General features: G+C 41.8%; 13 protein-coding genes and 1 pseudogene. 7 read left to right on the top strand and 7 right to left on the bottom strand.

All coding sequences use genetic code 11. From position 1 onward, the window contains the following. Window positions 1-25: 25 nt before the first annotated feature. Both mltA and H6G97_RS25335 read right to left on the bottom strand, forming a co-directional pair. A complete protein-coding gene (gene mltA / locus H6G97_RS25330; protein WP_190943385.1) occupies window positions 26-1,288 on the bottom strand; it encodes a murein transglycosylase A in 1,263 nt (420 codons plus the stop codon). A 3-nt stretch (window positions 1,289-1,291) separates the two neighbouring features. Beyond that, window positions 1,292-1,546: a hypothetical protein gene (locus H6G97_RS25335; protein WP_190943372.1), complete on the bottom strand. Its 255-nt coding sequence runs from the start codon at window positions 1,544-1,546 to the stop codon at window positions 1,292-1,294. A gap of 409 nt (window positions 1,547-1,955) precedes the next feature. On the opposite strand from H6G97_RS25335, the gene H6G97_RS25340 reads away from it, so the two are divergent. After that, window positions 1,956-2,279 carry a DUF4278 domain-containing protein gene (locus tag H6G97_RS25340; RefSeq protein WP_190943373.1) on the top strand — a complete coding sequence of 108 codons (324 nt, stop codon included), beginning with the start codon at window positions 1,956-1,958 and terminating at the stop codon, window positions 2,277-2,279. A gap of 162 nt (window positions 2,280-2,441) precedes the next feature. Beyond that, entirely contained in the window at window positions 2,442-3,821 is a 1,380-nt protein-coding gene (locus H6G97_RS25345) for a serine/threonine-protein kinase (RefSeq protein WP_190943374.1), read from the top strand. Window positions 3,822-4,249: 428 nt separating this feature from the next. Here H6G97_RS25345 and H6G97_RS25350 read toward each other — a convergent pair whose 3' ends face one another. Continuing rightward, window positions 4,250-5,164, bottom strand: a complete 915-nt coding sequence (locus H6G97_RS25350; RefSeq protein WP_190943375.1) for a Tll0287-like domain-containing protein — start codon at window positions 5,162-5,164, stop codon at window positions 4,250-4,252. 182 nt (window positions 5,165-5,346) lie between these two features. Between H6G97_RS25350 and H6G97_RS25355 the strand changes: the two genes are divergently transcribed. Continuing rightward, a complete protein-coding gene (locus tag H6G97_RS25355; protein WP_190943376.1) occupies window positions 5,347-6,198 on the top strand; it encodes a phosphate/phosphite/phosphonate ABC transporter substrate-binding protein in 852 nt (283 codons plus the stop codon). Between the two features lie 41 nt (window positions 6,199-6,239). Here the strand turns inward: H6G97_RS25355 and rsmI are convergent, their stop codons facing one another. After that, window positions 6,240-7,100, bottom strand: a complete 861-nt coding sequence (gene rsmI, locus H6G97_RS25360; protein WP_190943377.1) for a 16S rRNA (cytidine(1402)-2'-O)-methyltransferase — start codon at window positions 7,098-7,100, stop codon at window positions 6,240-6,242. Between the two features lie 92 nt (window positions 7,101-7,192). Here rsmI and H6G97_RS25365 point away from each other — a divergent pair, with 92 nt between their 5' ends. The 4 genes from H6G97_RS25365 (at window position 7,193) to H6G97_RS25380 (ending at window position 10,440) form a co-directional block, all read left to right on the top strand. Next, window positions 7,193-8,086: a sugar kinase gene (locus H6G97_RS25365; protein ID WP_190943378.1), complete on the top strand. Its 894-nt coding sequence runs from the start codon at window positions 7,193-7,195 to the stop codon at window positions 8,084-8,086. 60 nt (window positions 8,087-8,146) lie between these two features. After that, window positions 8,147-9,007 carry a 3'(2'),5'-bisphosphate nucleotidase CysQ family protein gene (locus tag H6G97_RS25370; protein WP_190943379.1) on the top strand — a complete coding sequence of 287 codons (861 nt, stop codon included), beginning with the start codon at window positions 8,147-8,149 and terminating at the stop codon, window positions 9,005-9,007. Between the two features lie 128 nt (window positions 9,008-9,135). After that, window positions 9,136-9,450 (top strand): RNA recognition motif domain-containing protein, encoded by a 315-nt coding sequence (locus tag H6G97_RS25375; RefSeq protein WP_190943380.1) that lies wholly within the window; start codon window positions 9,136-9,138, stop codon window positions 9,448-9,450. Between the two features lie 270 nt (window positions 9,451-9,720). Beyond that, window positions 9,721-10,440, top strand: coding sequence for a hypothetical protein (locus H6G97_RS25380; protein ID WP_190943381.1), 720 nt, complete (start codon window positions 9,721-9,723; stop codon window positions 10,438-10,440). 41 nt (window positions 10,441-10,481) lie between these two features. On the opposite strand, the gene H6G97_RS25385 is transcribed toward H6G97_RS25380, so the two are convergent. The 3 genes and pseudogenes from H6G97_RS25385 to H6G97_RS25395 form a co-directional block, all read right to left on the bottom strand. Further along, entirely contained in the window at window positions 10,482-11,369 is an 888-nt protein-coding gene (locus H6G97_RS25385; RefSeq protein ID WP_190943382.1) for a hypothetical protein, read from the bottom strand. A gap of 48 nt (window positions 11,370-11,417) precedes the next feature. After that, window positions 11,418-11,924, bottom strand: a complete 507-nt coding sequence (locus H6G97_RS25390) for a hypothetical protein (protein ID WP_190943383.1) — start codon at window positions 11,922-11,924, stop codon at window positions 11,418-11,420. A 316-nt stretch (window positions 11,925-12,240) separates the two neighbouring features. Further along, window positions 12,241-12,480 (bottom strand): annotated as a pseudogene (locus tag H6G97_RS25395) (photosystem II q(b) protein); the annotation flags it as partial.

Here is a 12,480-nt window from a genome sequence, read left to right on the forward strand (position 1 = left end):
CCCCTCTGCCTCTTCTGCCCAATGCCTATTCTTTGAGCAGCAAATAATATAATGAACCATTACCGCCTGTGATGCCAGCGCGATCGCCTGCTAGTTTACCAGACCCCATAAAATAATCCACCCGGTCTGGGCCTTTGATGGCGCTTCCTGTGTCCTGATCAAGCACAAAGCGGCTGACAGTACGCTTCTCTAGTTTGCCACCACTGGCAGGATAGGGAAATGAGTTGTAAATCAGCGCTAGCGCTCCCGGTGGCATGAGAGACTTATCTGTGGCAATGGAACGTTCTGCTGTTACTGGCACATGAATACTACCAGTAGCTGGTCTACCGCTTGTTTCTTGGAAGAAAATAAATCGTTCCCAGCGTGGCAGATAATTGCTCAACTCCTGCGGCTTTCCCCGGAAATAACTAATTAGACGTGGCATTGTCAATCCTGCTAGTGGAAGTTTGCCATCTTTCGCTAATTCTTTACCGATACTAGTCCAGGGGTAATCAGTTCCACCTGCGTAGCCAACTGATGTTGTTTTGCCATTAGTTAATTTGATTTGGGCAGAACCTTGGATATGTACCATGTATGCGTCTAGGCGATCGCGGAACCAAAGCAGTTCTAAACCGCGCAATTTGCTCTTATTCCCTTTTAAACCATCCTTCCCTTCCAAATCAATTCTTTTTGGGTGGGGTTTCGACCATTGGCTAAAATCGGGTGGTAGCCGATAAAGAGGATATTTATATATTGCAGTTCTGACACGGCTAGCGGTGTAAACAGGTTCGTAGTAAGCAGTGAACTTAACAGTACCGTTACCATCGTTGCCTACAGACTGGTAAAAGATAAACTCTCGGCGGACAGCGGCTTGTAATTGCGCTGCTGACTTAGAACTGAGAACCAGTTGGCGGAAACGTAGCAAACTCCGGCGGACGCGATCAAGGGTAATTTCCTTCATCGGATAATTTTGATATGCTGCGATCGCCTCTTTCTTTGTTAGGTAAAGCAGACTGTTATCAATGGAAGCCAACAGCGCGTTGCGATCGCCTCTTTTACCCCCTTGACCCCAAAAAATTTGGTCATCCCATCCCAAACAATTCTGCTGAAGCGTACAATCGCTGCCGATAGCGATTGGTCTTAGCGGTGGCGTTATCTCAGGAGTGGTTGGTACTGGCAGAGGTGGGAGATCAGGAGTAGTCGGTATTGGCAGGGGCAGTAAAATAGGAACTTGAGCAACAGCCGACCAAAGAGGATTTACAACGGCAATTCCCAGACTTAAGGAAAGCAAAGCAAGGGTTTTTCTCATCATTTAGTTGAATCTTTCAACACTGGAACTAAAAACGGGTTCTACTCGGATTGCCACGATCCGAGAAGGGCGTATTACCATATATTCCCCTTGAATATTTTTGATCGGCACGCTAATAAAGTCATTAGAAGCAGATTTTGGCACAAGTTCGCTACTATACCACTTCTGAAACTCTTGAATAGTAGGAAAACGTACTTCTTCTCGGTGGCCGCTTTCCAATAGGAGGTATACGGCATATTCATTTGGAGTTCTGGCCATAAGGTTGAATCCTTTAAAAAACATTCAACCCATTGTTAACCACGTAACCCCCGAATGAAAAGGGTAAGCATACGGGAGGTGGGGAAGGGGTAGGGGTAGAGGGAGCAGGGGAAGAATAACTTCAATGCCCAATAACTCTTTACTCTAGACGACTAATCCTTTAACCAGTTCCTCAAAAACTACAAATTTACTTTAGCGATTTCCAGAAATTAAATTATCCAATTTTAGAGCGAAGATGATGATCGGATTCTTCCTCCCCTGCTTCCTCTGCTTCCCCTGCTCCTCCTGCTTACACAGCGATGGGACATTTATTTTAGTTGGAAGTCTCTTAGCTCTTGCATAACTCTCCAATTAACCTCTGATAAGTCATTGTTATTGTTGAACAACAGTTATTTAGGAGCCGAAAATTATGAAACTTTACTATCGTGGTCTGAGCTATGAATATGACCCCAACAAAGTTGGCAGCAAAAAAACACAGCAGCCGTTTCGACCAACTCCTCAAATCGGGCCTGCTTATAATCTGATGTACCGTGGCATTAACTATTGTGTTGATCCAAATTCCAAATCAGGGGAAACTCCTCCAGCACCAGTAGCCCATAAATTGAGCTTTAGGGGAATTACTTATTTTGTAGATAAAATTCCACTAGGAGAAGTTAGCGTAATCTCTCAACCAACAACTACTTTAAAAGTTGAGGCATTGTCGATTTCTAGGGAATTAAAGCTTGAACAATAATATTGCTACAAACCAATTTGGAGTTTAGGAGTATGAACTTGTAGTAGAATCCTCAAAAACCTTGAAATTTAAGCACTACCTAGCTACTTTATTTTTCAATAAACCTTACCAAAGCTGGTAGTTGTGCCAAGATTAATTTGAGGACTTAAGGCAAGGGACACAATGTTAGGACAATTATTAGACGGACGTTACCAAGTCCTTCAAGTGTTAGGTGGAGGAGGATTCAGTCAAACCTACATTGCCCAAGACACCCACCGACCTAGTTTTCCCAAATGCGTTGTCAAGCACCTTAAGCCCGTGACTCGCAGCCCTGAATTTCTCGAAACTGCCAGACGGCTATTTACCAGTGAGGCAGAAACACTAGAACAACTGGGCAACCACGATCAAATCCCTCGGCTTTTAGCCTATTTTGAAGATAACCAAGAGTTTTTCTTGGTGCAAGAGTTCATTGAAGGGCATACCCTGAAAGCAGAACTGTTCCCCAATCAACCTTGGACAGAAGCGAAAGTAATTCAACTGCTCCAACAGGTGTTGGATATTCTGCAATTTATTCACAGCCACAACGTTATCCATCGAGATATTAAGCCAGACAATATAATCAGGCGGCAACAAGACGGTAAGCTAGTGCTGATTGACTTTGGGGCAGTTAAACAAGTTCAAACTCAACTAGTTACAATGCCAGGATATACGGGGGCTACTATTATCATTGGCACCCCAGGATATATGTCTACAGAACAGGGGCAAGGCAAGCCCCGCCCCAATAGCGATATTTATTCCTTGGGTATTATTGGTATTCAATCGCTGACGGGGTTACATCCGATAAACTTTGAAGAAGAGCCAGATACAGGAGAAATTTATTGGCAGCATCAAGCTAACGTCAGTCCTGAGTTGGCATCTGTGCTATCTAAGATGGTTCTACACCATTTCAAACAGCGCTATCAGTCTGCGGCTGAAGTTCTCCGGGCGCTTAATCACCTCAATACTAAAATAGAAGCACAATCACTTCAACCACCATCTTTTACACAACCGCCTCAAGCTTCGTTTTCTCAACAAAACTCAATTGGATATCCGCATACTTCTATCCTGTCTGCGGAAAATTACACTCGCTTGGAAACAATTCTTTTGGAATTTGTCGGCCCTGTTGCCTCAAGATTACTACGGCAAGTTGCGGCATCATCGCCCAACTTTGAAGAACTAATTAATCAATTGGCCGTTCATCTTCGAGGAAATCAACAAATTGATTTTAAGAAAAAAACAATGTTCCTCTTAGAAAAACCTACTTTCATACAGGAACTTACTGTTAAATCGGAAATTAAGTCAAATAATTTACCTAGTCAAGAACATCAAGTAATCAGCGATAATTTTGTGCATCAATGCGAACGGGAATTAGCTGATTTAATTGGCCCAATAGCTAAGTTTTTAGTTCAAAAAGCTATTAAATCTTCTGGACAAATTTCTCGTGCAGAACTTGTGGAAATTTTAGCATCACATATACCCGACCCTCAAAAAGCTTTACAATTTCAGCAGCGTCTACTTTCTTAGTTTTTTAAATATTGGGTTTTTTTGTCCGTGAATTACGAATTATATTAGGAGTTCGCATACTCCCAATACTTCTCGGTTAAGGACAAAACCAGGGTAAAGCTTAACTCAAGATGGCGCGATACCTTCTCTGCGAGACGCTACGCGAACGGTAAGCTCTTGAGGGAAACTTGAGGGGCGATCGCAGAGTATTATTGATCGTGGTTCGGTGCGTTGCGCTTGGCGACAACGCACCTACAACAAAAGTCTAAGTGAAAATAGAGCGATCGCCATAAAAGAAAAACTTGAGGTGCGATCACTCCATTCTTAAATATTTGGTGCGTTATGCTCTACTTGCAAGAGGTTCCGTCTTCACGTTAGCAAAAAAATACTTGCGCTACACCTATTTTTGCGTATATAAAATAGACTTTTACAGTACAGCTTACGAATTATTAGCTTTGATTATTCAGCATTTCCATAGCTATTTTTAAGCTAGCTTTCATCCGATTAAATGCTTCTGCTAACCCGCCAATTTCATCATTAGAGCTTTCTTCAAAATCTGCGCTCATATCACCAACACTAACTTTTTGGGCAATTTTCTCTATTCTTCTGATACGCAGAATCACATATTTTTTGATTAAAAAGTTAATTAAGAAAACTACGATCGCAAAGATTGTAATTAAAAGTCCCATTATCAATATCCAAGTCCGTTTCGCATTGGCAAAAATCTCTTGAGAAGGAACAGAGATTATTTGAGCAGAAACAATCTGATTAAGTTGCCAGCCAAAACCATTTTCTGAGCCATAAGTTGCCAACTGAGTTTTAGGAGCCTGATCTGGTGTAGAATGGCATCGTAAGCATTTTGCTTGGGTAATCTTTAGTGGTCGCGCAATGTAAAATACTTCGTTTTGTGACAAGTTACGAAACCCTGTAATTTCTAAAGTATTGGGTTCGCGACGAAAACGCTCTACAAGTTGAGTTTCAAATTTATCAGCTTTATCCGCTAAATTAGTTGGATTAAGTGTTGCATCTTTATGAAAAAAGTTTTTATATTCAAACTTTTTCCGAAAATTCTCAAAAACTTCTTTAGAAGAAAAAGTTGGTACTACTTCAGGGATGAATGTTGGGTTAGTTTCTAGTCGAGGTTCTAATAAGGGATCTATCCGATTTTGTGTATAATCTCTAACCGCGTTCACCATTTGGATGAGAATCTGCGCTTGAGAAGTTACTTCATTTTGCGCTCTCCCTTGAAGTACACTGGATAAGGCAACGCCACTTCCCAAAATACTGACGATGAAAACTAATATTAAAAGTAAGTTAAATTTAGCGCCTATTTTTAAGTTTTTTAACGCAATATTGTTCAACATAACTTAACAAACGAAGGTGGTATCTGAGTTTGTCTAATATTTATTTATACCTGTTAAAAGGCATCTTAAGAAAATTTAAATAAATATTAAATTTTGACTGCAATATAACCTATTTAGGCAGCAGTGAAACTTAATCTAAATTAGTCCTGAAAGCCAAGTTACTTCCTTAACCATAATTAGCGATGTATTTGCGATTTTCCCGTCGGTTATTTCTGTTTCATCTGCTAGGCTTGACATTTGTTGCCTGCCAACCAAAACCGTTTGAGGGTACGCTAACTATCGGCGTTATCAACTACGGTGGAGGCGAACAGATAATTAACCAATTTGCTAAATTCAATAATTATTTGGGTGAAAAAACTAATGCATATATTCAGCTAGAGCCTGTTTTTAATGAAAATAGAGCGGTTGAACGCCTTGAGGCTCGTGCTTGGTCATTGGTATTTGCTCCACCAGGTTTAGCGGCAATTGCGATCGCACGTCACCAATATGTTCCCCTATTTCCTTTAATAGGTATTAGTAATTTGCGTTCCATTTTCGTTGTTCGCAAAGAGAATCAGATCACCGAATTGAAACAGCTGCAAGGGCAAATAGTGGCTTTAGGGCAGTTAGGTTCAGCAACAGGATATTATCTTCCCCTTTACAATCTTTATGGTACAACATTAGCTGACATACTATTTGCACCCACACCTAAAGCCGCACTAGAATTAGTCGCTCAAGGGAAAGCTGCTGCTTGTGCTGTTTCGGAGGCAGAATTGAGTCTCTACGGTTCACAGTTGGGTCAAACCGAATTCCGCATCCTATTTAAAGACCCTCACTATGTACCGTTAGGTATGGTCTTGATTGGGCCGAATATAGAACTTAACCGTCAAGAGTTTATTCGCAAAGTAATGAGTGATGTGCCTTCAGGTTTAGCTCAAGAGGTGGGGTATGTACCCAATGGACAAGTACCAGATTACAAATACATGATTTCTGTCGTTGATCGGGTAAGCTCACTTAGTTCCAAGTTACAAACAAAGCCTATACGTTTATTTTGAGTGAATTTGGGATTTTCAAAAAAGCGAGCGATATTAGGAATTCAAGATTCAGGATTGACGACTATAGAAAGAGCTAGTTGATAAAGCTGACGACGGGGAAGGGAGGTAAATTTTGCTAACTGACGGCTAGCTTGCGATCGCGATATTCCCTGACTAATTAACTGCTTCAATTCGGCTTTCAATTCCTCTTCTGTCAGTTGAGGCTGACTAGCTGGAATTCCCGCCACTACTAATGTATATTCACCTTGGGGTTCTCGTTGGCTGTAGTGAGCGATCGCTTCGGCAATTGTCCCTCGCCAAAATTCCTCATATAATTTCGTTAACTCTCGCCCTAGCACAATTTGGCGATCGCTTCCCCAAACAAGAGCTAAATCTTGTAAAGTATCTCGCAAACGGTGGGGCGATTCGTAGAATATCAATGTGCGAGATTCTGTTTGCAGAGATTCTAAATGTTCTTGTCTCTGTTGACTTTTCGCCGGGAGAAAGCCTTCAAAGACAAACCGATCCGTTGGTAATCCAGCTGCACTCAATGCCGTAATTGCTGCACTAGCGCCAGGAATGGGAACTACTGAAATTCCCGCCTCAATGCAGGCTTTCACCAGTTCATATCCAGGATCGGAAATACCTGGCATCCCAGCATCACTCACCAGAGCGATCGCTTTATTGTTAACTAAATGCTCTAATAATTCTGGGATGCGGCTGGTACGATTATGTTCGTGGTAACTTACCTGGGGAGTCTTAACTTGAAAATGCTGTAATAATTTCCCAGTATGACGCGTGTCTTCCGCAGCAATGATATCTACAGTCTGTAAAATTCTCACCGCCCGAAAGGTTATATCTTCCAGATTGCCTATTGGTGTGCCGACAACGTAAAGTGTTCCTGGTTTTGGATCGGTTTGCATGAGCAAGAATTAGGAGTTTGTAGAGGCGCGATGCATCGCGTCTGTGCAGGAGTTAAAAATAATTTATGCACCTATACGAACATAAATGATAAATGGATAATCTAAAATCCAAAATTAAAAATCTAAAATCGGCTCGTGGGTTATTTGTAGGCTTAGTAACCTTAGATTTGATTTACCTTGCTGACTCTGCCCCTAAGAATAATCAAAAGATTGTCGCTACTGACTATACTGTAGCCGCAGGTGGCCCAGCTACAAACGCGGCTGTGACTTTCAGCCATTTAGGAAATCAGGCTACAGTCTTGGGTGTAGTGGGTTCTCATCCCATGACACAGCTAATTCGAGGTGATTTGGCGAATTACAAAGTTGCGATCGCAGACCTTGAGCCTACCACTGATTTAGCACCGCCTGTCTCTTCAATCATTGTTACTCAAGCTACGGGTGAACGAGCTGTAGTTTCCATCAATGCTGTGAAAACTCAAGCCAGCAGCGCATCTGTTCCGCCGAATATTTTCCCAAATGTCGATATAGTACTAATTGATGGGCATCAGATGGCGGTTAGTTATGCCATAGCCCAAATAGCTAAAACCAAGAATATCCCAATAGTAATTGATGGTGGTAGCTGGAAACCTGGATTTGAGCAAATTCTGCCTTTCGTGGATTATGCCATCTGTTCGGCTAATTTTTATCCCCCTAACTGCCAGACTGGAGAAGACGTTTTTGCCTACCTGAGTGGATTTAATATTCCTCACATCGCCATTACCCACGGACAAAAACCAATTGAATACTTGAGTTGCACTAAAACTGGTATCGTAGATGTGCCGCAGATTCAAGCGGTTGATACATTGGGGGCTGGAGATATTTTTCACGGTGCTTTCTGTAATTACATTTTAAGGGAAAGTTTTACTGATGCACTAGGACTAGCAGCTAATATTGCTGCTGATTCGTGTAAATTTTTTGGTACCCGGCGCTGGATGGATTTAAAGTAGGAATGCACCGCTGTGCTAACCTAATCACGCTTATACATATTTTTAGTTCAGGTCAAATTAATGAAAGACTTACAAGAAATATTAGCGATCGCTCGTGAGGTAGGTTGGGGCGCAGCAGAGATACTGCGATCGTATTATCACGGAACCGCTAAAGACCCTAATTTAGAAGTACAATATAAACAGAATGAGCCTGTTACTGTTGCCGATGTAGCTGTGAGTCAATACATTTTGCAGAGGCTACAAGCAACTTTAGGTAACGAAGATTTTGCTTATATCAGTGAAGAAACTTACCAATCGCCAAGCGGTGTAGCACAGCCTTCTGCACCTTGGGTATGGATAATCGACCCTTTGGATGGCACACGAGACTTTATCCAAAAAACTGGAGATTATGCGGTTCACATTGCTTTAGTCAAGGAAACCCGCCCAGTGTTGGCAGTGGTGGCAGTACCAGAGGCTCAAAAATTATATTACGCTACCAAAGGCGGAGGGACATTTGTAGAAACCCGCGATGGATCTCTCCCTTTACAAGTCTCGTCAGGCAAACGAGTTGAGGATTTAACCTTAGTCGTTAGTCGCTCTCACCGTAACCAACGCTTAGATTACCTACTAGAAAACTTACCCTGTCAAAATCAGAAATCTGTGGGTAGTGTCGGCTGCAAAATCGCCACCATTATTGAGCAACAGGCAGATATCTACATTTCCCTTTCTGGCAAGTCTGCGCCCAAAGATTGGGATATAGCAGCCCCCGAACTAATTTTAACAGAAGCTGGTGGTAAGTTTACCCACTTCGACAGTACTCCGTTGCAGTATAACACTGGTGATATCAATCAATGGGGAGGTTTGCTGGCTAGTAACGGTGAATATCACGAACTGCTGTGTAAGGAAGCAGAAAGGATTTTAGCGCAGTTTGAGCAGGGCTAATTCAAAGACTGGAGGCTGTGTTACACTCATGGACATAAAGATTATTTTCGGTTGAGTAACTCGTTTTGATTTCTAAAAACCGTCTCTCCGAATTTAAGTCTCTACACTCCCTGAATTCGGAGATTTCTATGTCAATTTACGTCGGAAACCTGTCCTATCAGGTTACAGAAGAAGACCTCAAGCAGGCTTTTGCAGAATACGGAACAGTAAATCGTGTTCAATTACCCACAGATCGGGAAACAGGCCGGCCGCGTGGGTTTGCTTTTGTGGAAATGGAATCAGACACCCAAGAACAAGCTGCCATTGATGCACTTGATGGTGCTGAGTGGATGGGACGTGATTTGAAAGTGAACAAAGCTAAACCTCGTGAGGAAAGAAGCAGTTCTCCTCGTGGTAGCTGGGGTGGCGCTAATAATGCCCGCCGCAACAATAATCGCTACTAAAGTTGGTTCCTGAAAATTTCACATTTAGAGTCTCCAGCAGATAAAGCCAAAGGCTGCACTCTGCTGGAATATTTTATTTTGTATTTCGCCACAAATAATTACGCATACATAAAATAGCACTGTTCTTAGTAGACCTGTATTTGATTTGAGCGCTACTAGGTGTATATATTTTCAAGTGCATGAAGTAAATAATTAAACATACAATAAAATCCTAGTTCATAGTGAACCGATTCATCACTCATAAATCCTTAACTCTAGATTTTTAGGAAAATGTTACGACTTTATCATTTATTACTAGGTTCTATTTTGCTAGTGTCAATACCAGTGGGAGCAAAATTTGTTCTCCCCCAATTTTCTCCACGCAAAGCAGTAAAACCCCCTGCTGTTGCAAAACTTGCCAACCCAAATGAGGGAAATATCTGGCAGAAAATCCTGGGAAATACTGCGCCTCCAACTAACTGGCAAGTTGCGGCTTGTGAGGGAAATGCACCCCTGTTGTGTGTCTCTTCCAAAGGGAAAGTTTTGGGTACTGTTGAAATTAACGTTTACCCCCTAGCAAGCAATGAAGATTTCCAAAAAAAGCTTGTAGCAGCTGGTATTCCACCTGGTTCTCAAGCGGACTACCAAAATTCCAAATACCAAACCCAAGTATTATCAGTACTAAAGACTTGGGCTGAAGACCACTACGCTGCTTTTGCGAAAGACCGTCAGGGTGAATATGGAAAAGAGATTACTTTCTTAACCTATCCACTGCAAGCAGTACCTATTGGTAAACTTCAGGGAATCCGCTATGGGTTTGCCGGACTCAAAGAAAAAGGTGGAGTACAAGAGCAACATATCGGTCATGTTGCCTTTGATGGCAGTAAACTTTACGTAATTACCACTGCCTTTGACCCAGGTTCGCAAACAGGTAAGTTTGATAAACTGGAAAACTTAGCTATTTTTCAACCTTACTTGTATGCGATCGCAGCAGATTTGCGTTTACCCTAATTGAAATGGGGCATGAAGTATTGTCTCCAGCCCCCATCAACCTAAATTTCAGCTACCGCCCGTTCAATTAAGCGATGTGCTAAAGTTTGCGTGCCGGTGTGTTCATAATAATTTGTTGCGACATCTAGGAACGCCGCGAGGTAGTCTAACTTATCATCGGCAATATCGGCAAAGCTTTGCAAGTGATGGACAACCTTTTGTGGCGTTAAATTATTGGCAAAAACTAACCCACTCATCCAACCTTTAACTGAGTCAAAGCTTTCGCCGATAAAGTTGAGTTTACTACCAGAATTGCTCCCTGGAATCACATCTTTGATATTTTGGAAAGTCGAGTTTTTTTCTAATTCCTGTGGATTTATTTGATTAAGCCCAGATATTGCTTTGCTGATGAAGTCTGGGCCTAGGGGTATCAAACCATCAACGCAAATTAATGCCACCATACGGATGAGTGACTCACCACTATACTCACCCAAAGAGGCGACAAAATCCCCAATACTATCTCCAGGAATACCGTTAATTTGACAGAAGGCTATTAACTCAGCAACTAATTTCAATGTCAAATCTATGGTTTGGGCCTTATCAGGTTTAGGAGTAACAGAGTTTAAGAAACCCAACAAAGGAATTTTCTCGCCAACTTTGTTAGCTAAAGCTGCTGCACCAAGTGCTTTATCTGTACCATCAACGGTTTGATATAACCATAAGGCTGTTTGGTATCCTTGCGATTTGTCGTTGAATAAATAAATCGCTCTTTCACCAATTTGCTGAATTAAATCTTCGTCGTCTTCGCCAGTGACAACTTTAATGGTGTTGACAAAGCCGACAGTATTTTGCCACTCTCCAGGAGCAACAAAATCAAGGGACTTCAACATAGAAATGGTTAAGCCACCAGTTGGCAATTGATCAACCAAATCAACAATCGATTTGCTCACAAAAATCTCCTTATCTAAGTTTTGTTATCTAAATGTTTGTAGTGCAAATTATTTCAGTTTAGCCAGACCATTAAGATTAAACTTCTCTAGCCAATCTGCGCGATCGCTAGCTGTAAATGACGAACTACGAGAAAGTGCTTTTACTTGGTACTTACCTACTAAAATTGCAGTTTGCGTTTTACCAACTTCTATTGCAGGATAACCACCAATTTTTTTGGTGCTTTTCGAGAACTTTGCTGCCGCAGGTGTGCCGGTAGTATCAGAAATAGATAGTAATGCTATATCTTTACCGCCTTTTTTCAACTTTGCTTCCGCAAAGCCTTTTTTCTCTTGGTTATAGACGCGCTGATAGCCATCACCTGCACTAGGAAAAAATTTATTAAATTCGCTACCCTGAGTTGCAGTTTTAGCCACTGCAAGACCCTTTCTCTGTTGAGTGCTTTCTTTTTGCGCTTGGTCAAAACGTCCAGGTGCTTTTGGACTACAGGCTGTTGTCAGTAGTACCACTGACAGCAACAAAGCGGTTACTACCTTACGTCCACTGTGTAAAATCATTCTTGGCTTTTCCTTATAGTTTGAGCTTTCAGGCAATTATCTGCGCTGCTAGCAATTATTACCCGTAAAATTTACTTTTTGATAATATATTGCCTAAGTTCTCAACTATAGCCCTCTAGTTTTGATGCAACACTCATCATTTTGCATTTCAAAAAAGAGTCCAGTGCCACAATACTTATCAAGTTTTGCACTTTTAACTCGGAATTTAGTTTGGGGAAAAGGTTAAGAGCAATTAACCCAATGCAAAAACGCTCTCCCGAAAGGGAGAGCGTCTTTTATTTATGGATTAGCGTCAAGAGCTTATCTTCGATTATGATTAACCGTTGATAGCAGGAGCGGTTAGAGCTACAGGAGCAAAGTCACCAGCAGCCAAATCTAGAGGGAAGTTGTGAGCGTTGCGCTCGTGCATTACTTCCATACCCAGGTTAGCGCGGTTGATTACGTCTGCCCAAGTTGCAATCACACGACCTTCAGAGTCAATGATTGATTGGTTGAAGTTGAAACCGTTCAAGTTGAACGCCATTGTGCTTACACCCAAGGCGGTGAACCAGATGCC

Origin of the sequence: Nostoc flagelliforme FACHB-838, from assembly GCF_014698065.1 — a bacterium.
GTDB classification, from domain to species: Bacteria; Cyanobacteriota; Cyanobacteriia; order Cyanobacteriales; family Nostocaceae; genus Nostoc; species Nostoc flagelliforme_B.

Coding starts and splice junctions, on each gene's coding strand:
- mltA (WP_190943385.1), bottom strand. CDS start 1,288: ATGAGAAAAACCCTTGCTTTGCTTTCCTTAAGTCTGGGAATTGCCGTT.
- H6G97_RS25335 (WP_190943372.1), bottom strand. CDS start 1,546: ATGGCCAGAACTCCAAATGAATATGCCGTATACCTCCTATTGGAAAGC.
- H6G97_RS25340 (WP_190943373.1), top strand. CDS start 1,956: ATGAAACTTTACTATCGTGGTCTGAGCTATGAATATGACCCCAACAAA.
- H6G97_RS25345 (WP_190943374.1), top strand. CDS start 2,442: ATGTTAGGACAATTATTAGACGGACGTTACCAAGTCCTTCAAGTGTTA.
- H6G97_RS25350 (WP_190943375.1), bottom strand. CDS start 5,164: ATGTTGAACAATATTGCGTTAAAAAACTTAAAAATAGGCGCTAAATTT.
- H6G97_RS25355 (WP_190943376.1), top strand. CDS start 5,347: ATGTATTTGCGATTTTCCCGTCGGTTATTTCTGTTTCATCTGCTAGGC.
- rsmI (WP_190943377.1), bottom strand. CDS start 7,100: ATGCAAACCGATCCAAAACCAGGAACACTTTACGTTGTCGGCACACCA.
- H6G97_RS25365 (WP_190943378.1), top strand. CDS start 7,193: ATGGATAATCTAAAATCCAAAATTAAAAATCTAAAATCGGCTCGTGGG.
- H6G97_RS25370 (WP_190943379.1), top strand. CDS start 8,147: ATGAAAGACTTACAAGAAATATTAGCGATCGCTCGTGAGGTAGGTTGG.
- H6G97_RS25375 (WP_190943380.1), top strand. CDS start 9,136: ATGTCAATTTACGTCGGAAACCTGTCCTATCAGGTTACAGAAGAAGAC.
- H6G97_RS25380 (WP_190943381.1), top strand. CDS start 9,721: ATGTTACGACTTTATCATTTATTACTAGGTTCTATTTTGCTAGTGTCA.
- H6G97_RS25390 (WP_190943383.1), bottom strand. CDS start 11,924: ATGATTTTACACAGTGGACGTAAGGTAGTAACCGCTTTGTTGCTGTCA.